The organism is Ohtaekwangia sp. (genome assembly GCF_036786105.1).
Classification (GTDB): Bacteria; Bacteroidota; Bacteroidia; order Cytophagales; family Cyclobacteriaceae; genus Ohtaekwangia.
On the sequence record NZ_DAIQRQ010000041.1, the window covers coordinates 21,272 to 45,416 of the forward strand.

At 44.4% G+C, this 24,145-nt stretch carries 22 protein-coding genes; 14 read left to right on the forward strand and 8 right to left on the reverse strand.

Annotated features, from left to right (window positions below):
• A partial coding sequence (locus tag V7Q33_RS15995) for a DUF4197 domain-containing protein (protein WP_333820472.1) occupies positions 1-626 on the reverse strand: 626 nt, incomplete at its 3' end.
• Positions 627-934: 308 nt separating this feature from the next.
• Positions 935-1,333: a T9SS type A sorting domain-containing protein gene (locus V7Q33_RS16000; RefSeq protein ID WP_333820473.1), complete on the reverse strand. Its 399-nt coding sequence runs from the start codon at positions 1,331-1,333 to the stop codon at positions 935-937.
• A gap of 908 nt (positions 1,334-2,241) precedes the next feature.
• Here V7Q33_RS16000 and V7Q33_RS16005 point away from each other — a divergent pair.
• The 3 genes from V7Q33_RS16005 to V7Q33_RS16015 all read left to right on the forward strand — a co-directional run bounded on the left by V7Q33_RS16005 (position 2,242) and on the right by V7Q33_RS16015 (position 9,379).
• Complete coding sequence (locus V7Q33_RS16005; RefSeq protein ID WP_333820474.1) at positions 2,242-2,655, forward strand: hypothetical protein; 414 nt, start codon at positions 2,242-2,244, stop codon at positions 2,653-2,655.
• A gap of 6 nt (positions 2,656-2,661) precedes the next feature.
• Positions 2,662-5,703 carry a T9SS-dependent choice-of-anchor J family protein gene (locus V7Q33_RS16010; protein WP_333820475.1) on the forward strand — a complete coding sequence of 1,014 codons (3,042 nt, stop codon included), beginning with the start codon at positions 2,662-2,664 and terminating at the stop codon, positions 5,701-5,703.
• 175 nt (positions 5,704-5,878) lie between these two features.
• Positions 5,879-9,379, forward strand: coding sequence for an Ig-like domain-containing protein (locus V7Q33_RS16015; RefSeq protein WP_333820476.1), 3,501 nt, complete (start codon positions 5,879-5,881; stop codon positions 9,377-9,379).
• Between the two features lie 264 nt (positions 9,380-9,643).
• On the opposite strand, the gene V7Q33_RS16020 is transcribed toward V7Q33_RS16015, so the two are convergent.
• Positions 9,644-10,738 (reverse strand): fatty acid desaturase family protein, encoded by a 1,095-nt coding sequence (locus tag V7Q33_RS16020; RefSeq protein ID WP_333820477.1) that lies wholly within the window; start codon positions 10,736-10,738, stop codon positions 9,644-9,646.
• A gap of 375 nt (positions 10,739-11,113) precedes the next feature.
• Between V7Q33_RS16020 and V7Q33_RS16025 the strand changes: the two genes are divergently transcribed.
• Positions 11,114-11,701 carry a phosphatase PAP2 family protein gene (locus V7Q33_RS16025; RefSeq protein ID WP_331975063.1) on the forward strand — a complete coding sequence of 196 codons (588 nt, stop codon included), beginning with the start codon at positions 11,114-11,116 and terminating at the stop codon, positions 11,699-11,701.
• A 362-nt stretch (positions 11,702-12,063) separates the two neighbouring features.
• On the forward strand, positions 12,064-12,642 hold the full coding sequence (locus V7Q33_RS16030) for a DUF3244 domain-containing protein (protein WP_331975065.1): 579 nt from the start codon (positions 12,064-12,066) through the stop codon (positions 12,640-12,642).
• A gap of 89 nt (positions 12,643-12,731) precedes the next feature.
• Here the strand turns inward: V7Q33_RS16030 and V7Q33_RS16035 are convergent, their stop codons facing one another.
• Together V7Q33_RS16035 and yiaA are read right to left on the reverse strand one after the other, a co-directional pair.
• Positions 12,732-13,103 (reverse strand): hypothetical protein, encoded by a 372-nt coding sequence (locus tag V7Q33_RS16035; protein WP_331975067.1) that lies wholly within the window; start codon positions 13,101-13,103, stop codon positions 12,732-12,734.
• A 151-nt stretch (positions 13,104-13,254) separates the two neighbouring features.
• Complete coding sequence (yiaA, locus tag V7Q33_RS16040) at positions 13,255-13,656, reverse strand: inner membrane protein YiaA (RefSeq protein ID WP_331975069.1); 402 nt, start codon at positions 13,654-13,656, stop codon at positions 13,255-13,257.
• Positions 13,657-13,955: 299 nt separating this feature from the next.
• Between yiaA and V7Q33_RS16045 the strand changes: the two genes are divergently transcribed.
• The 4 genes from V7Q33_RS16045 to V7Q33_RS16060 all read left to right on the forward strand — a co-directional run bounded on the left by V7Q33_RS16045 (position 13,956) and on the right by V7Q33_RS16060 (position 17,191).
• Positions 13,956-14,522, forward strand: coding sequence for an RNA polymerase sigma-70 factor (locus V7Q33_RS16045; protein ID WP_331975071.1), 567 nt, complete (start codon positions 13,956-13,958; stop codon positions 14,520-14,522).
• A gap of 17 nt (positions 14,523-14,539) precedes the next feature.
• Positions 14,540-15,541, forward strand: coding sequence for a FecR family protein (locus V7Q33_RS16050; protein WP_331975073.1), 1,002 nt, complete (start codon positions 14,540-14,542; stop codon positions 15,539-15,541).
• A gap of 16 nt (positions 15,542-15,557) precedes the next feature.
• Complete coding sequence (locus tag V7Q33_RS16055) at positions 15,558-16,730, forward strand: STN domain-containing protein (protein ID WP_333820478.1); 1,173 nt, start codon at positions 15,558-15,560, stop codon at positions 16,728-16,730.
• Between the two features lie 95 nt (positions 16,731-16,825).
• On the forward strand, positions 16,826-17,191 hold the full coding sequence (locus tag V7Q33_RS16060) for a hypothetical protein (protein ID WP_333820479.1): 366 nt from the start codon (positions 16,826-16,828) through the stop codon (positions 17,189-17,191).
• Positions 17,192-17,351: 160 nt separating this feature from the next.
• Here the strand turns inward: V7Q33_RS16060 and V7Q33_RS16065 are convergent, their stop codons facing one another.
• The 3 genes from V7Q33_RS16065 to V7Q33_RS16075 form a co-directional block, all read right to left on the reverse strand.
• Complete coding sequence (locus V7Q33_RS16065; RefSeq protein WP_331975079.1) at positions 17,352-17,915, reverse strand: hypothetical protein; 564 nt, start codon at positions 17,913-17,915, stop codon at positions 17,352-17,354.
• A gap of 63 nt (positions 17,916-17,978) precedes the next feature.
• Entirely contained in the window at positions 17,979-18,575 is a 597-nt protein-coding gene (locus V7Q33_RS16070) for an RNA polymerase sigma factor (protein ID WP_331975081.1), read from the reverse strand.
• A 165-nt stretch (positions 18,576-18,740) separates the two neighbouring features.
• Positions 18,741-19,391 carry a response regulator transcription factor gene (locus V7Q33_RS16075; protein ID WP_333820480.1) on the reverse strand — a complete coding sequence of 217 codons (651 nt, stop codon included), beginning with the start codon at positions 19,389-19,391 and terminating at the stop codon, positions 18,741-18,743.
• A 177-nt stretch (positions 19,392-19,568) separates the two neighbouring features.
• Between V7Q33_RS16075 and V7Q33_RS16080 the strand changes: the two genes are divergently transcribed.
• The 5 genes from V7Q33_RS16080 (at position 19,569) to V7Q33_RS16100 (ending at position 23,756) form a co-directional block, all read left to right on the forward strand.
• Complete coding sequence (locus tag V7Q33_RS16080; protein ID WP_333820481.1) at positions 19,569-20,228, forward strand: hypothetical protein; 660 nt, start codon at positions 19,569-19,571, stop codon at positions 20,226-20,228.
• A 22-nt stretch (positions 20,229-20,250) separates the two neighbouring features.
• Positions 20,251-20,787: a hypothetical protein gene (locus V7Q33_RS16085; RefSeq protein WP_331975087.1), complete on the forward strand. Its 537-nt coding sequence runs from the start codon at positions 20,251-20,253 to the stop codon at positions 20,785-20,787.
• A 36-nt stretch (positions 20,788-20,823) separates the two neighbouring features.
• Positions 20,824-21,378 (forward strand): DUF4136 domain-containing protein, encoded by a 555-nt coding sequence (locus V7Q33_RS16090; RefSeq protein WP_331975088.1) that lies wholly within the window; start codon positions 20,824-20,826, stop codon positions 21,376-21,378.
• Positions 21,379-21,449: 71 nt separating this feature from the next.
• Positions 21,450-22,877: an AcvB/VirJ family lysyl-phosphatidylglycerol hydrolase gene (locus V7Q33_RS16095; protein ID WP_333820482.1), complete on the forward strand. Its 1,428-nt coding sequence runs from the start codon at positions 21,450-21,452 to the stop codon at positions 22,875-22,877.
• 57 nt (positions 22,878-22,934) lie between these two features.
• The gene (locus V7Q33_RS16100; RefSeq protein WP_333820483.1) at positions 22,935-23,756 is read left to right on the forward strand and encodes a polysaccharide deacetylase family protein; all 822 of its coding nucleotides are present in this window, start codon (positions 22,935-22,937) and stop codon (positions 23,754-23,756) included.
• Positions 23,757-24,145 lie beyond the last annotated feature (389 nt).

The following is a 24,145-nucleotide window of genomic DNA, read 5'->3' on the forward strand; positions in this document are numbered from 1 at the left end:
ACAAAAAGACCAGCTATAGCTTTGTCGGTGGCGTATTGATTCAGGTCTGGATTTACTTTTTGTACCAGCGGTATTTTGTTGTATGTATTTACCAGGTCGCTGTAATATTTGGTAGCATTTACTTTTTCGAGCGACTTCTGGATCACTGGTTTAAACTTATCCGTAAGTTGTGTGGTAGTAGTGCGTTTCAGGTATTGGGTGGCAGCGTCTTTTTCACCTTTCAGAATAGACCATGCATCCTGTATTGACATTTGCTTGATGGCTGATACAAATATAGGTTTGGCTTCTTTGGCAGCATCTTCAGCGCCTCGGTTCAGTGCCAATACAAACTTGTCTACTTCAGCGCCCATGCCCATCTGGCGCAACTTGGTTTCCACTTGTTTTACTTCCGGAGGGAAAGGAATTTTGATCTCTGCATTTTTAAAGTATCCGTCCACTTGCGATACAAGATCCGATCCCTTGGATGCGCCATTGGTGAGGGCTTCTTTCAAACCTTCGGCTACTTCTTCGGTGCTGAGCGATGATTCTCCTTTTACCGCTTTCTTCAGTTTGTCGAGGGAGAGTTGTGCTGTTCCGATTTTGCACAACAGCATCAGGCTTAACAGGATAATAAATTGTTTTTTCATACGTGTAGATGATCGTGGGTTAATGCGTGCAACCAGAACGTTGCCTGGGTGTGCGCTGATATAAAATTTACGGGTTAACTTCTGTGTTCAAAACAAATGCCGGAGTTTTCTTTCCAAAGGCGCGTAAATATAAAATCGTTCTGCTACATCCGTCTTGATTCAGCATGATCTTATAGGGAAATGTAATAAAAAACAGAAAACTGAATTTTCCTGTGCGGAGATGATGAGTGATTGGGTACCTGAAAAATCTGCGCGGCCTGCAGGAATACAAATACAGAGAGACTTTCTGCAGGCGCACGCAGAAAATCTTAATCGGTGATAATCATTTTCTTCTTTTCGGCAATGCGGCCGTTTACATACAAAGCGTATATATAGGTTCCTTTCGGAAGCTGGTTGCCATCAATCGTAACCGATCCTATATCCATTGAAAGGTCATCAATCACCAATACTTTCTCTTTCGAAATGTTATCGTATATAATGATCAATGCATCGGCAATATCCGTAGCCTGGTAGCGTATCGTTGTAAACTCCGAGCGCGAGAAAGGATTCGGATTGTTTTGCGCGAGATCGATTTTGCCAACGTATGGAAAGTATTGCGTGCTGGCCACCTGCAAAAGGTCAGTCCACTTCTGGCGACCGGAAGGCTCCTGCGCATAAACACTCAGCGACAACACATATAGCAGGAGGAAGGCATAGATGGTCTTCATATACATTCTTTTCGTCAAGCAATAGTAGCAACCACCTGTCACTCGCTTTTTAAAAGTAGATGAAATGGATAAAAGTGCGGACGTATAGGGGGAGATCGGCGAGCTGCCCGTAACCCATATTACAGTTTAGCAGTGGATGGACTTTGTGTACTGCGGCTACCGGAGCTGTTATACTCGTGCTGAAGTATATATTCTCTGCTGCCAGTATATTCAGGTTGTTTCCGATGGTATAGCTGACACTACGTTTGCAGATGACGGGGATTAACACTAACAACAGGTATTAAATTGTTCTTGCACGACAGTATAAATATGATTTGAAAACGGTTTTAATCAGCAAACCACCACTGACATTCCATACTAACGAGTGGTTGTAGGAAGGATGTATTGGGCTATAATATATGTCACATCTTCCCCGGATAGTGACTATCAATGGCTGGCCACGGTATACGATATTGTTTTTGTTGATGCAGGACTTGCTTCGTATGCCCGTTGTTACCGAATTTAGCCCCTTGATTTGCAGGAAGCAGAAAAACCGTTAAACGATCCGGTTTGCAACGATAATCGCTCCTACATTATACGCTTCCCAAATGTATTACCCCTTGATGCAGACGGTTGCAATAATGTTTTTAGCGCATAAAATACCCTGCCGCCTACCGGTTCATGTCAGCGTACAAGCACCATTGGCTGCCGCATTTCGTGAAATAGTCGTAATTGAGGGTATATAATCGCTGGGGACGGCATCAGGAAAATAATGAGCGGGTGTACTTGTTGCAATAGACAGTAACGATATTTTCTTTTTGGTCTACACGAATAGCCGTGTAAGCTACGGATTAGATCAGGCACGAGGTATTTCAGAAAAAGATTATTTTATTTTGGTGGTACAAGGACATAAAGGAACAAGAATGAGTATGAGAGCTTTGAGATGTGTATTGGGATTGTTGTTGTTTTTTGCGATGAGCACCGTAGCACATGCTCAGCAAGCTCCGGACTTGAAAGATGTTGTTATGTATGACCCGTTGTTCTGGAAGGATCAGTTGAAGCTGAAAGAGGCTCAATGTAAATCTATCACCAGAATCAACCAGGAGTACTATGAAAACCTGAAGCAGGTTATTCGTGAAGCTCCGAAAGATCGTGCCGCCGTACAGGTAAGAGCCGCTGAATATTTACAGCAGCGGAATCAGAAAATCTGGGATACATTTTATCCCAATCAGAAAAAAAGATGGAAGAAGTTATGGGATCATCAGTATGCAGGAACGAAGAAACTGCAAGGCGATGAGCTCACATCGTTACTCTCTACCCCCGCATTTCTTTATCAAATGTAATTTGCCATGTCTATAGGGAGTGTTCCGGGGCGGCGGCTGCTGGCAGTGTGTCTGCTCGTATCAATATACCTCACAGGATGGACCCAGGATCGTTGTGGTATAACCGAAGTAATGCAGAACCTTCGGGATAAAAATTCAATTCGGGAAACCAACCAGCAATTCGAAGCGTGGTTGCAACGGCACCAGGCTGCACGGCTTGCTTCCGGTCGCACGGAAGATAATAAAACATACCTGATACCGGTAGTAGTACACGTTATACACCGCGGAGAAGCTATAGGATCAGGAACGAATATACCGGATGCGCAGATCATTTCGCAGATCAAAGTATTGAACAACGACTATAACCGGTTAAATGCCGATGCTTCCCATACACCTTCAGAATTTGCATCGGTAGCCGGCAGTTTCAATGTACAATTTGTGCTGGCCAAACAGACTCCGGATGGTTTGCCTACCAATGGTATTGTGCGTGTAAAAGGATCGAAGACATCATGGTCAACATCAGACGATGCCACACTCAAGGCCACGAGCTACTGGCCTGCAGAAGATTATCTCAATATATGGGTAACGAATCTCTCTTCAACACTGCTGGGCTATGCGCAGTTTCCGGTATCGGATCTCGCAGGACTTGAAGATGCAGAAGACAATCGTCTTACCGACGGTGTTGTAATTGATTATGCAGTGTTCGGTAGTTCTGATGACGGTTCGTTCAACCTTGATTCTGAGTTTGACAAAGGAAGGACGGCTACGCATGAGATCGGCCACTTTCTCGGCCTGCGTCACATCTGGGGCGATGATAACGATGCCTGTGGTGGCGATGGCGATTATGTATCCGATACACCCGATCAGGGCGGAAGCACCAGTGGCTGCCCTTCAAACCCGCAGACATCCTGTTCGGTACACAGCATGTTTCAAAACTATATGGATTATACCGATGATGCCTGCATGAACATCTTCACACAAGGGCAGGTATCACGTATGATTACGGTAATGGAGAATAGCCCACGCAGAGTAACACTACCACAATCGAAAGGATTATATGAACCCATCTTATATACCAATAATCTCACCGCATCCGCTATTGTAAGTCCACAGGCAAATCAATGTGCCGGTATCATTACTCCACAACTTACCATCAAAAACACCGGATCGAATAGCATAAACACGGCACGAATACAGCTCAGCATTAACGGCACTCTGGCAGAAACGAAAGATTTTACTTTTAGTACGGCATTAGCCTCGGCGCAATCAACAGCCGTATCGTTTTCATCGGTTGCCTTATCATCCGGGGCGACAGTCTTCACTTTCAAGATCATTACGATGAACGGTATTACAGACGACAACTCCGAAGATGATACGCAGACCATTTCAGCGCAGGTTCCTTATACCATCGATATACCGTTTACAGAAACGTTCGCAGCGATGCCTTCCACGTGGAATGTCGTCAATGGCGATGCAGGGATTACCTGGGCAGTAAAGCAGGCGCCAAATACAGATGCATCCAATACTGCAGCATACCTGGATTTTTTCAATACTCAAAATTCAGAATCATCGCAGGATATACTTATTACACCCGCATTCGATCTGTCAGATGCTGTGGCTCCATACCTCACGTTTGATGTTGCCTATGCACTGTATCAGAATTATGCCGATCAGCTGCAGGTATATATTATTACAGATTGCAGCAATAATCCGGGCAATGGCGCGGAAATATACTCAAAAACAGGCAGCACACTGGCCACCGTGCTTATCAGCGGTAGTGCCTTTACTCCAGCCAATGCTTCGCAGTGGCGCACCGAAGTTATAGATTTAAAAAATTACATCGGGCAGTCGCACGTGCAGCTTGCATTTGTAGGTACCAGTGGCGGTGGCAACAATCTATACCTCGATAACATCAACGTAGTGCGCACAGTTACGGAAGATGTAGCGCTCACCGATATCATATCGCCAGCGCCCGTGCGCTGCACGATCAATGCTACCCCGGTATTGCAGATCACCAATAACAGCGCCGTAAATGTCACCAGCCTGAAAGTAGTATATTCCGTGAACAACGGCACAGCACAAACAACATCATTAAGCAACATAACTGGCCTCACACCCGGTGCGTCTATTGAAGTGCCAGCATCGGCCATAACCTTGGCAAAAGGCCAAAATACTTTATCATATACACTTACCTCTCCGAATGGGTATACCGATATCAATATGGCTGACAATACACATACCAAGACTATCATTGTCAATACAGCTTCCGATATTATTCCGCTGCGTGAGAATTTTGACAGTAATTCATTTGATAGTCAATGGACGATTGTAAACCCGACCGAAGGTATGGCATGGGCGACTACGTCAACGAACTATAACCAGTCGGTATACTTCAATGCAGCTGCCAATACCGCAGAAGGAGATAAAGCCTGGCTGGTAAGTCCTGTGCTGGATTTCTCTTCGGCCACTACTGCCAGTGTGTTCTTCGATCTTTCATACCGCTATAAAGATGATGAAGGCAACAAGAACCGCCAGGACAATTTACAGGTGCTGGCTTCCGCAGATTGTGGTGTTACCTATGATAAAATTTTGTTCAATGAGACGGGCACCTTGTTATCGATTGATCAGAATACAGTAACCTCCGTGCCTGCCTCCGCAAGCGATTGGCAGCGAAAGTATATCAACCTTGATGCCTTTGCAGGTTCTGACGGGGTGCGACTGGCGTTTGTATTTACCAACGATAACGGCAACAATATTTACCTGGACAATATTGAATTCTTTGTTTCAGACGACCCCAACCCGAATGCTGTTAAAAATCCATTTGTGGTGTATGATAACAGCCCCCTAACGCCCAGCGATTTCTATATCACCTTTAACCTGGAGGAGCGCCAGCCGGTACAATATGAACTGGTGGATATTATGGGACGCCCGCTGACAACGCAAACGCTACCGGACGTGCTTAATCAGACGTATGAAGTAAATGCGGGTAATACAAGTACGGGAATATATATGCTTCGCCTGCGAATAGGCCAGTCGATGTACATCACAAAAGTATATATCGGACAATAACCAGAAACGGGGTATTCGGTTTATTTAAACGTGAGGTTCTGAGGCTTTTGTCGCTTTTCCTTAAATGAAAAAAAGCACTCCCAGTATGAAAAAGTAAATTGCGTGGTACGTGCCCATTTACCTTATTTAGGCAGTTCATATAAACTGGCATAATTTTCTATATTTGCCAGATTTTATGAAAAGGACTTCTTTATTTCTCCTCTTTTTTGGTCTCTCATCGTTTGTTTTCTCTCAAACATCTGGGGATTATAGGTCTAACGCAGCTGGAGCATGGACCACAGCATCAACCTGGCAGATATATAATGGATCTGGTTGGGTGGCTGCAACATCTTCCCCGACAGGAGCTGCGGGAGTCACTATTACTATTGTGAGTGGAAAAAACGTTACCGGAACGCCGGCATTAACGCTGGCAGGTAATCTGGTAATTAATTCAGGTGCCCAGCTTACAATTGCCAATCCTTCAACTGGATCTACTGCCGACTTTACGGTGTCTTCAACAGGTTCCATTACAAACAATGGTACAATGCTTTTTACGGCAGGAACCTCAGGCAATTTGACTAGATTGGTAGTAGATGGCGCGTTTACCAATGCTGGTACGGTTAATATGAATACAATGTTCGTTAACCTGACTGTAGGCGGTACACTTACTAACTCCAACAGCTTTTCTATTAGTGCCACAAATGATGCACTGACTATAAATGGTACGTTTACAAATACCGGCAGTTTTACTATAAGCAATGTTTCCAATACAGTAGTAACGGTAAACGGTACCGTAAAAAATTCCAATACATTTACATCGCCCGGTGCAGCCAAGCTCGTATTTTCAAATGGTTCGGTATATCAGCACCTGTTTACAACAAGCGCTGGAAATATTCCCTCTGCCACATGGGGTACAACTTCAACCTGTCTGATTTCAGGTTATACTACTAATACTACTCTTCCGGGAAATCTTAGTTCATCGTTTGGCAATTTTACATGGAATACCCCGCTGTTAGCCCAGGATTTTAATCTCGCAGCGCAACTGAAAGCAGTTCATGGGACATTAACAATTGCTTCAACAGGGTCAGGTACTCTCTATTTGAGTAAACTTAGTACTGAGCCGTTGCCTTTAACTGTAGATGGTGACTTTATAATAAGTGGCACATCGAAGGTAAACATCACACAAGATGCTATTGGCAATAGCATAACTATAGGTGGTAATTTTACGCATTCCAGTGCATCTGTACTTACCGCAGCATCAGGCACAGGCTCTGCTGATTTTTCAATTGCCGGGAATCTTTCAAGTACAGGTTTTAATGCAGGTACGGGTACATTAGCGTTTGATGGAGCTGGTGCCCAGGCAATCAATGGTACTATAAATGCCGGAAATATCAGTATTAATAATGCAGTAGGCGTTAATGTAGAAGGAACCGTAAATCTGACAGGCACACTGACACTTAATAATCCGACTGATATTTTTGATGCAGACGGAACCAGTGATTCTGGTACGTTAACGCTGTTGTCAACGGCAAGTAATCCTGTAGCAGATGCTGCCATTGCAGCCATTCCAGCCGGTGCTATATTTCAGGGTAAAGTTACAGTGCAACGCTACATGAACGGTCTGGGAAGCCGCCAGTATCGCTATATCTCTTCTCCGGTTACAAATGCAACAGTAGCCAGCTGGCAGGACGATTTTTCTATTACAGGCAGCTTTACAGGCACTTCTACAACCGAGCCTTCCACAGGAACAAATACAGTATGCGGATATCCGCTGACAAAGTCGGCTTCCATGTATTATTATAATGAAGCAACGAAAGCGTATGTAGCGTATCCTACAACTAATTCTTCGGCTTCCCTGGTGCCGGCGAGAGGTTATGCAGCATTTATCCGCGATTGTTCCAGTGCTACAGTAATCGATGTTACAGGCCCCATAAACCAGGGCGACTTAACGCTAAATTCATCAAGCACACCAAGCATTACTTACAATAAAAATGGTAAAGATGCTTCCATGTATGGTTATAACCTGGTTGGTAATCCTTATCCTTCAGCACTTGATTGGGAGTCTTCAGCATGGAGCTTAACTAACATCAGCTCTGTAATAGCTATTTCAGACAACTCATCAGGAAGCCTGGTATATCACTACATGGATAACAGCGATGCCAGCGGTGACGACTTTATCGCGACCGGTCAGGCATTTTGGGTACGCGCAACAGCAGCATCACCGGTACTGCAATTCTCTGAAGATGTTAAGGCATTGGCGGGATCTTCCATTACTTTCTATAGAAAAGCAAGTCCCCTGAATGATAAGCTTGTTATTAAAGTAACAAACGGCACAATTGAAGATAAGGCATACGTAAAGATAAATCCGGCAGCAAAGGCTACACTGGATGAATTTGACGGACCGAAGATGGATAACACATTGTTCGATTTGTCTACGCTGTCGTCAGATAATACAACGATGGCCATCAACGCCATTAGCCAGATACAGTGCGGTGACCAGATAAAAATTAATCTGAAAGATTTTACTGCCGGCAGCTATACCTTGTCATTTGAAAGTGCCGGGCTTTTGAATGCTTACGATCTCATTTTAACGGATAAGTATTTAAGTAAAACTGCAAACGTATCGCAAAATCCTTCTTACACATTCTCAGTAAACAGCGCTGCAGCATCAAAAGCAGCAGATCGTTTTGTAATAACATTAAGCCAAAAAACAGTAGCACTTGATCTGGCCGTTGACACCGATGTTAAAGTCTGTGGCGATGCATCAGGTACTGTGAAAGTATATAATACACAAGCCGGTGTAGATTACTATGCTACCATAAATAACGTTACAATAGGAAGCGTTGTTGAAGGTGGGGATTCGTACATATCATTGCCGATTCCGTCAGCATCGTTGATGGAAGGAGAAAATACGGTGGTGATACAAGCTCAAAGCGGATGCTCAACGGCAGCGCTCACTCAAACTGCTTTGGTGATAAAATCTACGGTATCCACCAGCCCTGCTGTTACATCATCATTGGTATGTACCACGGGTACAGTAACATTAACGGCTTCTGCTGCTCCAAAAGGCGGAAACTACAATTGGTATACGGCAGCAGATGCGACTGCTCCTGTCTTTACAGGTGCAGAGTTTACAACACCTGTATTAACGCAGTCAACAACGTATTACACTTCAATTGTAGACTACCTGGGATGTGAAGGTGCGCGTGTACCGGCAACCGCTACGGTAAAAAATTACAGTGATGTGGTGATCACTGCTACAGCAAAGGTTCTTCAATCCAATTATACTACAGGAAATCGCTGGTACTTGAATGATGTGTTGCAGGCTGATACGTCTGCTATATTCCACGTAAAATCGCAAGGTACTTACAGGCTTGAAGTCGTAACAAGCGGCTGTATATTGAATTCAACAAACAACGTGGTGATTACGGATGAAGAACTGTTTTCGGATAAAATCAACAGCTATCCAAACCCGGTGCAGTCTGTATTTTCGTTGGAGATACCAGCAGGCGAAAGTGCAAATGATGAGCTTGCAGTTATCGATAACGTAGGCAAGCAGGTAGGCATTATGAAACTGGTAGACTACGGAAGCTACCAACTCGGTAAATACGATTTCAGTAAACATCCTGCAGGGATATACCTTATACGAGTTATTTCCAGAAGTGGTGTACGTCAGGTAAAGGTTGTGCGAGAGTAGTAAGGCACTCCCGTTCTTTCAGTCATTTTCCTTATAGCTTTAGATACGATCCCCGGGTGACATAAATGTGCAATCCGGGGACTGTGTATTTAAAAGGATTCTCCTGTTTTTCATTCATGCTTTATTCTTTTGCCTCCTTTCCAGGGAAGTAAACGATTTGTCTGTAAATAAAAATGACTCCCCGTTAGAGGAGTCAAAGCTATTGGCAGTATAATCAATGGTAGAAAGAGAAACTATATTAGCGCTCAGAATATGACCGGCTCATCAGGCAACTGCTAATGCAGGCTGCCTGCCAAGTTTCTTGAGCATACGAAAGTGTGATCCTAAAGCCGTTACAAACGATGTGTTTTCATGATAGGGTAGTCCAAACTCCAATGCCGTTTGCTTCACGATATCGGAAATAGCCGGGTAATGTATATGGCAGATTTTGGGGAAGATGTGATGCTCGATCTGCATATTTAATCCACCGCAGAGAAAAGTAGTAACAGCGCATTTGCGTCCGAAGTTGGCAGTCGTGCGCAGCTGATGTGACAGCCAGATATCATCTATATTCCCACGATGGTCAGGCTCCGGAAATTCAAGCCCTTCAACAATGTGTGCAAGTTGAAAGACGAGCCCTAATACCAGCCCTTTGGCCAGTTGCATGCAAACAAAACCAATCACAAACTGCCATACAGATATATCCAGCAACATTAATGGCAGGGCGATTACCAGAAAATAATAAAGTGCTTTATAAAAGAATAAGTTGAAAACCTCTATACGGGGATGTGAGGTAGTATCGCAGCTTTTGCCAATATTCTGTTGAAAGAATTTTATATAATCTTTACTGAAGATCCACGCCAGGCTGGCAAAGCCATAAAGCAAAAAAGCGTAATAATGCTGATAGCGTTGAATGCTGGTAATTTTATCCTGTGGACATACCCGTATAAGGCCGGGAGCTACCACCAGGTCATCGTCATGCTCATGTACGTTGGTATACATGTGGTGCACGTTGTTGTGCGATATTTTCCAGTTATAGGCGCTGGCACCGAGTAGGTGAAATACGAAGCCCAATGCATCATTTACCCACGCACGAGATGAATAAGAGCCATGCAGTGCATCGTGGCAAACATTAAACCCAACAAACGCAGCAAACATTCCAAGCAGAATGGACAACAATAGCATTACCGGCAACGAGAAATGCCCGAAGAGAATGAGCATGTATAAGGTAAAAGTGCCCCCCAAAAAGAAAACCGTTTTGAAAACCATGCGGTGGTCAGCCTGTTTGGAGATTTGATTTGAGGTAAAGTAATGATCAACTCTTTCTTTTATGGTTGCATAGAAGCCAGAGCAATCTTTGTTGAATTTTAATTTTTGCATATTTCATCAATATAAGACAAAGCGATAGAGAAAACTATCTTTTGAAACAGGTATGTATGAAAACACACTATAAAGGAGATTCTATACTTTCTTCGCAACGAGTGATATGTCGCAATTTGGGGTAAGCATGAGCACTGCGAATAGAACCAGACTTAGTATATTACCGATGTGAAATACAGTTTAAAACCCCTTTTTAAGGTATCGCTGCCCTTGTATTTGATTCTTTTATGCCTGGTCTGGATCCTGTCGCCAGCGTTTTCCGCCTGCACGAAGGATAGCTTGTGGTGTACGTTACTTTACTGGACAACGGAATCGGCAGGAAGGGTGGGGAGTATTGTGCTTGTTCTGACAGGAAGTTTACTATACACCTTGCGAATGCCTTCTCTTCATGAAAAAGTAAAGGTGCTGTTCAGAACCTTTCTGGTAGCCATAGCAGTGTTGTTTGTTTTTGCAGGCCTTAACGAATACGTATTCAAACCTGCCTTAAAGCGGGCGAGACCAAGTCACATGTATATATTGGAACAGACACGATCTACAGCGCGGCTGGATTCATTATATGCACTGCCCGAATCTGAGCGAAGAACTTTCTTTCATCAACTTATCTATTCAGACACAGTTTCTTTTGCTGATATAGATAAGCGCGTATTAGATCATTGGATATATGAAGCAGGTTCTTCATTTCCCTCGGGCCATTCTTTCAATGCATTTTTATTAGCCGGTATACTTGCTTTCAGTATGTATCATGTGGGAGGCAAAACGATGCGTAGATTCTATAGTCTACCGCTTATGTGGGCTGTGCTGGTGGCTTTTTCGCGCGTTGCGCTGGGAGCACACTCAGCATTGGATGTAAGCGTTGGTGCTGCTTTAGGATTGATCGTATCGCACAGTCTCTTATATTTTCAGGCAACGCAACGGCTGCTGGTTCCCGATCTGCGGCCAGATCACCTCACTTCACGAGACTGATTTTTTCATTTGGCGGCAATGCGTTGTACACTTTTGGAACAAAAGTGTACGTATTCGTCCACTGGCGGCATCGCAACGGTTAAGTCCGCTATGAAAATATAGTATATATATACCTTTCATTATTAATTTTTTGTTACGGAACATTTTTCTGTGAAAAACGTACCGGGTTGTTTTTTCAGGATATATGAATCCAAATCAGAATACTTTCGTTTGACGCGCCTTCGTCTCACAGAATAAAACAATGCGGTAATTTTTGAAAACTGCTTCTGTGTTAAGGAAAATTAACGTTTGCGTTGAAACAAAACGATTAACCCGTTCGTCTTAGGTTCATATAAAAACAACGAACTTTAATTAATATCAATATGAAAAAATTTCTGTCCATCGCCGCTGCCATGATGATCTTCAGTAGTACTATGTTTGCCGGAATCATTGAGAACCCGAGTGCATCTACGGGTATGGCTGTTATGAAAAATGGTTCTACCGTTAAGCTGTTCTATAAAGGAACTCGCCCGACTGATGTTAAGATCTCCATACTGGATGCTACCAATAAAGTGGTATATGGTGAAACGATCAAAAATGTAGATGGCTTTATCAGACCCTATAATTTCTCTAATCTGAAAGAAGGCGAATATACGATCGAACTTTTGGGTGAGAATGGTCTTCAGGTAGAGCGCGTAAATTACCGCTTTGGTAAAGTAGAGAAACTGGCTAACGTAATGCACGTTGCCGGTGAGCCCAACAAATATATACTTACGGTTGCCAATAAAGGTCACGAAGTGCTTACGGTAAAAATATACGATTCAATCGGCACGTTGTTATACAACCAGAAAGAAGAAGCCGAGGGTGACTTTGCCCGTGTTTATAACCTTGAAAATTATAAAGGTGCTGTAACCTTTGAAGTGACAGACTCTAACGGTGTTGCCAAGACATTGAGCCTGTAATCGATCCATACGGATATACCCTTTAGGAAAAAGACTCTGAATAAAAAGTGTTGCTGTGAAAATGGCAGCACTTTTTGTTTTTGAAAGCGCTATTGTTTTTTACTTCGGTTTTTGCGGATCGTTAACCGCTGGTTGTAAATCGGATCTTTTTGCAAAACAACAATTTCGTTGGCAGCCGAATCTATATATGCCTTTCCCGTCAGGTCCTGCGGAATTCGATATTCACAAAAAGTAAAGTATAATGTGTCGCCTTCCTGGCGATAAGAGCCTTTAAAGTGCTCAATCTTGGTGAGTCCTACAATGCGTTGGTAGTAATCGAAGTAATTCTTCCTTCGGAGATCGAGGTGATGATCAACCATTTTGCCGATGCGTGATGACACGACTTTGATTTTTGTTTTGCGGTAACAGGGTGAACATGCCGCTACAGCGATGAATATCAGGAGCAGGGGTGCCTTTTTCATTGCGATAAGATAATAAAATCGGAGACCAGTTGTGCAAGTGCAGCAGTGAAAGGCTTGCGTGGTGGTGGCTATGGAACAGAAAGCGGAATGATGGCGTCTGGAAACAACGGATTAAAAAAGCAGCGCCCGATCGGACGCTGCATCATAAAAATTATTCTTTTACTTCAGGTTGTTGTCGGCTATCGCGTGTGTTCTTCTGTACGGCAATGGCTGCAAAAAGACTGAGTACGAACGACATGCCATAGAATCCTTTTTCGCTCAGCGTGAGCGTTGCATTCCACAGCCCTACTACCAGCAGCACAACGGCCAGAATGGTAGAGAACCAGCTCAACCCGTAGTAAATATTGGTTACTGGTATACCTTCCAGTTGGTCGCGAACGCTTTTCTGTAGGGATATAGCGGAGAACAATCCGTACATGAGCACGGTAAAGTAATATCCTTTTTCATTCAGCAGCATGTCTGCGTTCCAAAGTCCGATGTTAAAGGCAAGTACACCTGCACACAACGCTACCCAGGAAGCGCCGATAAATGCATTGGATGGTTTCTGATTCATTCGTTTTTTGTTAGGTTTTCCTACTTCGTGAGGCTTTTCGGTTTCGCCCCGTTTTTTATGTGTGGTTTAGCGGCTCCACTTTTTTGATCCAAGTATACGCAAATGTGGGGAGTCTGGATATGCGACCACCGCTGTAGCATCCGCGACCATTTTAGCGATATCATCCATAAACTTTGCAATTCCGGATGGCAGAAGCCTGTTTTTGAAGTATGCTGTCGCAATTTTTTGTTAATATCGATGGTGGTAGCGACTCATTTACCTGTCTTTGAAGTAATACAGGATGCGGAAAATAAATAGATTTGATTTCTATCTACAACGGACATACGGTGCAGTCGGCTGATCGTGAAATCATAGGTGCTATAAAAAATGGCAACAGAGATGTTTTTGAACAGGTGTTCCATACCTGTTACGGAGATCTTTGCCGCTATGCGGCCACGATTGTGAAAGATATGGATGAGGCGGAAGACATTGTGCAGGCTATGTTTCTCAAGATATGGGAGAAGCGCGCTGAGCTTACTATACAGCATACCATACGGGCTTATTTGTTTCGTGCAGTATACCACCAGTGCTTGAATGCGCGGGAGCATAAAGTAATCCGGCTGAAATATCAGGAGTATGGTATGCAGCAAGGCATGCATACATCGCAGGCACCCGAAGTATTTCCGGATGAATTATCTCAAAGTATTCGTGCGGCTATAAATGAGTTGCCTGAGCAATGCCGGAACATTTTTGTGATGAGCCGCTACGAAGAACTGCGGTATGCAGAAATAGCACAGAGGCTGAATATATCGGTAAACACCATCGAGAATCAGATCAGTAAGGCTTTGCGAATTTTGAGATTGAAACTAAAAGATAGTATTTTTTAACATAAACCTGTGCCGGAGTGAAACGTGAACAAGATATTGAGATTAAAGACGAACTAATCGTCAGGTATTTGGCAGGAGAGGCCGACCCCGAAGAGGCAATAGCACTTCACGACTGGCTGGCATTGGCCGAAAACCGTTCTTACTATGAAAAGGTAGAAGCTGCGTGGAACAACGCCTATCCTGCCAAAGCTCCTCGCCATATAGATGCGCGCAGGGCATGGGATAAACTGCAGGGCAAGCTGGAGCCGACTGCTGAAATGTGGACGGATCGATCTGCCAGCAGATGGAAATCGGTATGGTTTCGCGTAGCTGCATCGTTGCTTGTGGTAATGATAGCGGGGCTTCTCCTGTATATCCGTATCCATGAAGACAAGATCGCCCAGGTAAATATATCTACCTTGCATGCCTCGCAACGTGTGGGTTTACCCGATAGTTCAATAGCCATTCTATATCATAACAGTACATTACTATATCCACAGTATTTCGGTATAAACAAAAGAGAAGTAAGTCTTGAAAAAGGTGAAGCTTTCTTTAAGGTAACACCGGATAAAGAACTGCCCTTCATTATTCATACCTCCGTAGCCGATATAAAAGTAGTTGGCACAGCCTTTAATGTAGCCCTGCAACCAGGAGGACTTGAGGTAAGCGTGAAAGAAGGAAAGGTGCTGGTATATACTGCAAATGACAGCAGCTATCTTGAAGCAGGATCTACAGCGGTTATTCAGGCTGCCAGCTATACCATTGTTGTAAAGGATTCAGTGAACACCAATTCGTGGGGATATGCAACGCGGCAGCTGGTATTTAAAGACCTGCCCATGCGGGAAGTGATTGCCGATATTGAGAAAGCATATCCGTATTCAATAAGACTTTCGGATAAGAATATTAATAATTGCCGGCTGACGGCTACCTTTGATAATGATTCTGCGGAAAATCTTGTAAATTTAATCGCGGAGACGTTAAATCTATCGGTGGCGAAAAATGGGAATGTGTTTACCCTGGAAGGCGAAGGTTGTCCGTAGACTAATAGTCGCGGTGATGCTGTTGTATACCAGTATAACGGCATTCTCGCAATACATGAAAGCTTCGCTGCCGGTAAACGGCATCTCTATCACCTGTACCAACACTCCGTTTCATATTGTTGTTGACAAGCTCTCGACTATTACCGGGCTGCATTTTATTTACAGCTCTAACGAGATCGATGTAGACCGCCCGGTATCACTCTCGGTAAAAGATGCTTCCCTCGAAAAAGTACTAAACCTGCTGGGCAACCAGATGAACCTCACGTTTCGAAAGCGCGATCGCTACGTGATTATTAAAGTAATTACAATTACACCGATCATTACCGCTACGGCAAAACCGGTAAGCCGGCGGAAAACCGAACTTGATAAAGTAACGGCCTATATGCCGCTGGCAGTTAATAACGCTTCTTTCACGGCCAGTACAAGCCGCAAGCCGGTTGTGGAGACACGTGTGTCATCATCCACGGATATATACTTCATCCGGCACCTCGAAGATTTCCATATTTACTTTGATACCACCGCTTTGAAAAAATTACCCAGGCGTGAGATACGCAAGGTGAATATAAAGACACGTCACCGCAGCTGGTATATTGCCGGAGGTGTTATGATGAACGACTATTCGATAGGAGCCGAGCTGCAGGCCGGTGTGCGCTCGCTCTATGTAGTGGTCAATCCGTCATGGCTGCACAGTGGTAAATATTATGGTTCGTATGGATTGGGTACATCTCTGCTGCTTTCCCGTAACTTTTCATTTATGCTAGCCTATACCTATGGCGCCATACGCCAGAAAGCGAATATTGAAGTGAACGCTTTTCACCGAACCATTGAGAATAATATCAAGCTGTCGTCACGGCACCACCAGGTGAAATTCATGTTTCAGTATGCTGTTACTCCTAACATTAACATTCGTTTAGGGCCAACGCTCAGCTATCAGAAGAACAGGTATTCACTGCGAAACACCAATGTATTTGTGATCAACCACACCAGGATAGCCAGCCCACCTGGAATGGGCGAAATTCCGGAAGATCCTGGATATAAAACAACCGGTTCGCCGGTGCCTCCCGTTGCTTTCTATGGCACCTTTATGGAAGTAATCCGCACTTCCGAAAATGAATTCACCCAGACTAAAACCACGGTAGGGTGGGAGGCCGGTATCACTTATAAAATAAATTTTTTCAAGCACCCATAGTGGCAAGGTCGTCTTTGCCTGTCTTTTAGTTGTGGTACAAAACGAAAGATCTTATGCCAGCAACTAAAAGTTTTCTATTGAATTCAACGTACAATTTGAGAGAAGCCTTTTGGGCCTTTTTAGCACTTCTCGTCATTGCGCTCATCAATGGCATGCAGCAATGGGAAGAGCGTAAAATGTCTGTCGAAAATTCTACTGCCGAACTGCAATGCACGTTAAAGCTCGACCCTTCGCAGACCGTGAAAATGCAGGAAATCACCTACGAGTATTATGACCAGATGGCAAAAGCCTACTCCCGGTACTTCTTCAACACCGCTAAATGCGAAGATGCTGTACGGACCTTGCAGCAGAGACGCAATCAAACCATGCTTCAATTACTGAATGCCAACCAGCGGGCTACGTGGCAACATTTGTATACCAACTGCAACAATCGGCCAAGTGCCAGTATCATCACGAATTGATAACGACTGGTTGTCTTATATTATTTCTGATATAGATTTATCATGTTATTACCGGCTATACCAAGCGGATGAGATGACAAACGCGATCAATTTAGTGGGGAGGATTCATCATCACCACATTGATCATACTCAGTCTTACCGGAGTATTTTATACAATTGGTTAATCTCTTCTTCCAAAAACGGAAGTGAAGTAATTGAACAATACCCGGTCTTTGCTGAGCGCATGCAGAACCGTATCCGGCATTTTAAAATGATCGCTTGAACTGAATATTTCGTAAAATTTTTCGGGAGATGAATCGATTGCCATATCGATATCTTCCGGCAACACAATGGTGCTGTACGAGCAATCGATCAGTTGATTTCGCTCGGGCGTTGAAAACAAATTGGGAGGAAGAATCAAAATGGCGTCAGCCTGATGTTCGGCAAAACGGGAAAGTTGGGGCGCAAACTCTTCTATGGGCGAGGCGCCTTCGGCTTTGAGACAAACACGTTTGGCAGGCGGCGATATACCGGGCTGTGCTATGTTGAACGAACGCACAACGGTATTGCGTGTGTTCATTAATGCGTGGCTGCAAGCCTTCTTTTCGCGCCAGCTATATTTAGCCGATACGATTGTAACCAGCGTGAGCGGCAAGTTGATCTTGCGCGCAAACTCCAGCGCCCACATATAGCTGGTGCTGAAGTTCAGGTGGTAGAGAAAGGGATAGAGGATGCAGCTTTTCACAAATCGTTCACACTATGCAGTTGGCTATATCGCGCCTGTATATTTCACCACGCGAAGTGTCGGTTACATTAATGCCAGTGCCGTAGAGAGGCCCGAGGCCAGTGCAACCCAATACAGTTGATTTACTTTATCTTTAGAACGTTTCAGGCGCATTTTCACCGCGCTGGATGTAAGGTGATAGGATGCCTGAAGGTCTTCGATCGATTTTCCCTGCTGGTATTTTTGCAGCAGCAGGTTCTTCTCTTCGTGCGGCAGATGATCGATCAATGCAAACATGATGTGCTCCTGGTCGGTCTTATCATGCTCCTGCACGGCAGCAAAATTACCGCTTTCTTCTTCGTCATCTCCGGTATTTTCTTCGAGGCTCACCAGGTTGGTCTTGTTCTTCTTGCGAAGATAGGCGAGACAATCGCGGTGAATAATAATGTACAACCAGGTAGAAAATTGAGCATCGCCTTTAAAGGTATCGAGCTTGTCGAACGCCTTCATAATCGAATCCTGGGCTACGTCAAATGCGATATCGTCTTCTTTCAGAATAGAGAGGCACTTCTGATATACTTTCTTGAAGTAACGGTTGTAGAGCTCGCCAAGCGCAGCTTTATCGTGTTGAAGAATGTGGGTGATAAGCTGCTCATCGGTTAATTGACTGAAAGTTTTCATAGCGCTTTACTGTTTTGGTTCAACGCTGTAAAAGTGCAAGTACAAGTGCCAGGAGGGTAGAGCAAAAAAACGTATTTTCTAAAATCACTGAAAAACGGTAAGGCGATCCGCAGAAAAGCGGAGGCACTAGGTGAAAAAGCGTATCGCTATTTTACGTAGATACACTTACACAAGGCCCTTTTCGATGGCATATTTCACCAATCCGGCCGTGTTTTTGGCCTGCAGCTTTTCCAGCAGGTTTCTGCGGTGCGTATCTACCGTACGCACACTGATGAAAAGTTTCTCTGCGATCTCTGCATTGGAGTACTCCTCAACAATGAGCCGGAGCACTTCGATCTCGCGGTCGCTCAGCGGAGTGTTGGCTTTGGAAGCTGGCTTAAGACCACCTTTCAGATCGGTAATCGCTTTTAGCAACGTTGCCGAAACACTCTGGCTAAAATAGCTGTCGCCATTTACAACGGCATGGATGGCCGCCAGCAGCTCATCACGTCCGCAGTTCTTTAACAGGTAGCCGCTTGCTCCGGCTTCCAGCATTTTCACAATGTAATCGCGCTCTTCGTGCTGTGTTAACGCCAGTACTTTTACATCCGGAAAATCAGTCTTGATCTTATATGTGGTATCGATACCGTTGGGGTTTCCCATATCAATATCCATCAGTATAACATCTACAATCTTGCCTTTCAGTATATCCATTACCTCTGTGCCATTCTCTGCTTCGGCAACCACTTCTACATCGCTTTCCAGTTGCAGAATGGCATTCAACCCGACCCGGATTATCTTATGATCATCAGCAATAACAACACGTATCTTCTCCATTTTATATACCGCAGTGTTTCTTCAAAAGTATACATTCCTGCCGAACATTCCAGTGACTTTTTAGCATAGTGGCATCCAAATGCTGTGAGCGCTATTTATAGTGTAATCATTTCATTATGGAATTTCACTGTAACGCATGCTCTTGAAAGAAAGTGTGTCATATAAAAAGTATCAGTTATGAAACATTATTTCGTTCCGGTATGGTTGCTGATCATTACAGCGACCCTGTCATCGTGCAAGCAGAAGCAGGAAGAATCTGCTGAGAGACCTGCTGCCGCTACATCGGGAGAGAATGAAGTTATTCTTACCGAAACACAACCCGATGAACAATTCTGGCTGGCAGTGGAATCGTATGCCAAAGGTGAGTATAAGCAAAGCGCAGACTATATACGAGAGAGTATAAGGGCTATGGAAAAGATCGAATCAAGCGGTCATGCCAACAAACATGCTATTGATCTATCCATTGCAGCGCTGCAGCAGCTTGCCGATAGTGTAGCGGTAAACCATGTGTCGTCTATTGAAAAACTGAACACTACGTTTGCCAATGCCACCAAAGCGCTCGCACATCTGCGCCTTCGCGTAACGGAAACAGAGTTCTTCAATGGGTCGGAACAGATTGCAGGTTCGCATTTTCAATCGGCAGTAGAACATGCCAACCGCTACATCAGTCTTCATCATTATACGCCTACCCGTGAAGAAGTTGTTATACTCGATGATGTTGCTTCGCTATCCAAACGAATGAAGGAGGGCGATAAAATATCGGAAGAAGAACTCAAGGAGAGCATAAATGCTGTTGATAGTTTGCTGACAAAATGGGAGACGCGTTTCAATCCCTAATATAGTTGTAATGGTTTGATGAATGAAAAACATAGTTGTAGTTCTGTTTGTTTTTGTAGTAACGCAGTCGCTCGCTCAAACACAATATACCGGTGCCAATGAATGTCGCATCCGTATTCTTACCAATAAGAAAGATTACGAGTTTGTATCGTGGCGATTGGAAGCCAGGCTTAACGATGCGCTGGAGCGGTTTGAGTTTACAATACCGGCCGGATCGATCCGTTCGCTGCGCGACTCTGCTGACATGGTATTTATACAAAGTATGATTGCTGGTTCCAATGCCATTCAATTGAATGCAGCATTGCCCGGACAAATTGATTTTGCCTTTCTGAAAACAAAACAGGTAACCGATTTGCCCGGTGAATTGAAGATAGGTTCGTATCGCTTTGAAGACGAAGTAACGTTTGGCGGAGCGATGCCCGTTGATAAACTATATTTCAACATACAGCTATACTTACGCGAGGCCAGTAAATACCTGGCTACTGTTAATGGTGAACAGGTAATGGAAATAGAGGTTGCCGCCAAAGGTGACAAAATGGTAGGGCTTACATCTAACTGATAGAAACTAATAGTAAATCTTAAAATTGAAAGTGGTATGAAAACGAAACTGTTTTTTGCAGCGCTGATGTTGCTGAGTGCAGCCGCGATGGCCCAGGTTCATGTTGATTTCGACAAGCATATAGATTTTAAGAAGTATAAGACGTTCAAATTTGAGTCGGGAAAAGTGATACGCAAACTGGGAGTAACCGATACCGATAACCGATTTATGGATGCCAACGTGAAGGAAGCGGTAACACGCGATCTGGAAGCGAAAGGTCTTACACCATCGGATACACACCCGGATTTGATTATTACCTACCTGGCTGGTGCCCGCGAGAAGCAGGAAGTGCAAAACTATATATCCAACCCGGGATTCTTCTATCCATACTATCGCTTCTATGGCTTGGGTGGCTGGTGGGGACCGCAGTGGAATAACTTCTGGGTATCACGTTACGAAGAAGGTACGCTCATCATCGATATACTCGATGCCAGGACTGATCAACTCGTGTGGCGTTCGTATGCCGTAGCACAGATCAATAATTTTAACGAAGCCAAGTTTGTAGAGAAAGAAGTGTCGAAATCATTCAAACACTTCCCTCCAAAAGTATAATTCTGTTTCCATCGAAGGCCGGTCGTTTTTAACGGCTGGCCTTTTTACATCTTAAGTATATACTTCCGGGTATGCATATTGTAAAAACTTTTTTAGCGCTTGCTTTCCTCTGCTCGTCAGCGATGGCAATACATGCCGAAGGTATACAAACCGATACAATTACATTCGGGCGGTTTGGCAAAGTGTATATATACCGGCAAGTGCAAACTTCGGGGCCTCAGGAGCTGGTGCTCTTCGTTTCCGGAGATGCCGGCTGGCGCTACGGTGTAATGGATATGGCAAAGACACTGGCGGGCAAGGGCGCTGTTGTTGCCGGTATTGATATACTGCGTTACTGGAAGAATGTGCTGAATACTACGGAAACTTGTGTATACCCTTCCGCTGATTTTGAAAATCTGAGCCAGTATCTGCAGGAGAAATATAAATTTAGTCATTATGAGAAGCCGGTGTTGTGTGGCTATTCATCAGGGGCTACGTTGATCTACGGATTAATGGCACAGGCTCCGCTTGAAACCTATAAAGGCGGTATAGCACTGGGCTTTTGCCCGGATATAATCAGCTCCAAGCCATTGTGCGAAGGAAGCGGACTGCACCATACCACGATGCCCAACGGCAAAGGCTATGATCTGTTGCCTCGCAAAGACCTTACGGCACCTTTCGCTGTTTTGATTGGAGAGCTTGATCACATTTGTGATGTGGAGCACACCGCTGCCTTTATGAAATCAATACCCGGCGAGAAAATATACCGGCTGCCAAAAGTAGGGCATGGCTTTGCCAAACCGAAAGACTGGCAGCCACAATTTCTGCAAGCTTATAGTGATATCGTGAAACATGCTGACCAGGAAGAAGCCGCCGTAAAACGACCGGGTAATTTGCCGGTGACCGAAATACCCGGTATAGCCCATGGAAATGAACCTGTGATCATTGCTATATCCGGTGATGGCGGATGGAAAGGATTTATCAATAACCTCGGAGGCGACTTCGCTGCACATGGCGTGCCGGTAGCAGGCGTTGATGCCTTGCGTTACTTCTGGACAGCACGAACGCCCGAGCAATCGGCTAAGGATATAGAGGCCCTGATGCGCTACTATATGCAGCACTGGCACCGCGACTCCTGTATACTGTTGGGATATTCATTCGGGGCAGACGTGATGCCTTTTGTAGTAAATCGTTTGCCTGAAGATCTTCGGTCTAAACTTCGCATGGTGGTGCTGCTATCGCCCGATGATTATGCCGATTTTGAATTTCATTTTGCAAGCTGGTTCGACCACACTTCTTCACAAGAGCATCCGGTAATGCCTGAGATAGAAAAGATGACGGCTGAGACACTCGTGATCTACGGAAAAGATGAAGCCAAAAAGCCGGCAACAGCACTGCATAGTAAAACGCTGAGCGTAGCGCTGGTAAATGGCGACCATCATTATCATAATGAACATGCTCCCATTCGGGAACAGGTATTAAAGAAATTATCATCCCCACCGGATGCTCCAACACATTGATCTATAATTATACATATATAAGGTCCTTTCAAATTTCAGAAACCAATCTCTTCCCGTATGCGCTTTGTATTGATGCTATCTTTTATGCTTTGCCTGAAGCTGGCAAATGCACAATTTTTTAATGAACGAACACTTGCAGAAGACAGCTCCTACCAAAAGCTGAAAGGAAATATAGTAACTACGTTCATGAATGCTTCTCCCGGACAGTTCGGCCCATTCGTTAAAGGAGTTGATGAAGATATAGTTACCGATAAAAAAGTACTCGCCCTTACGTTCGATGCGTGTGGAGGTCCGCATGGCAGTGGGTATGACGAAGAGCTGATCAACTTTTTGCGCAAAGAAAAAATACCGGCTACGCTTTTTCTGAGCGGCACATGGATCGATGCGCATCCGGATAAAGTAAAGGAGCTGGCGTCCGATCCGTTGTTTGAAATTGAGAATCACGGCTTGCTGCATCGTCCGTGTACCATTGATGGTGAAACGATGTACGGTATTCACGGCACGGCCAATGTAAGCCAGGCGGTAGATGAGATTGAACTCAACGCTCGCAAGATTGAATTGATGACATCGCGCAAACCGCTATATTTTCGTTCGGCTACAGCGACTACAGATGAAGCATGTGCCACGATAGCAAGACACCTGAACGAAACGATCATTAGCTATGATCTTTTATCGGGTGATGCGGTAGCGGGAACACCGGCTTCAGTTATTCGAGAGAATCTGTTGCGGGGAGCGCGTCATGGAGCGATTGTAATCATGCACATGAACCATCCGGAGTGGAACGGCTACGAAGCGTTGAAGCAGGCGCTGCCACTGTTGCAGAAACAAGGTTTTACATTCGTGAAGCTGGAGTTGCATCCGCTAAAGGGAAGGCATTAGTGTTCTCTTTTCTTCTTTGCGCTTCGATGTAGTCTGGTCCAACTCGCGCGGCAATTTTAACTTGCTTTCATAGCAAGAGTGTAGGCCCGCGAAAGACAAGGCTGAAGACCAGTTGTGCAGCCAGCGTCACAACTGGTCTTCAGCTTTATTAAACTTTTTCCCGAGGTTTCGTTAGCGAAACCCCGGGAAAAAGATTCTTTCAAGGTGCGCCTGCGAGTTTGTAAAAAGCATAAAACTCAACTTCGCACCGGCTGGCACTATTATGCAAACAGCACTGACCTGTCAATTGTTAATGAAGTTGATCATCTTTGGTCGGAAGTTGATAAAATATATTAGTAAGAAGTAAGAAGTAAGAAGTAAGAAGTAAGAAGTAAGAAGTAAGAAGTAAG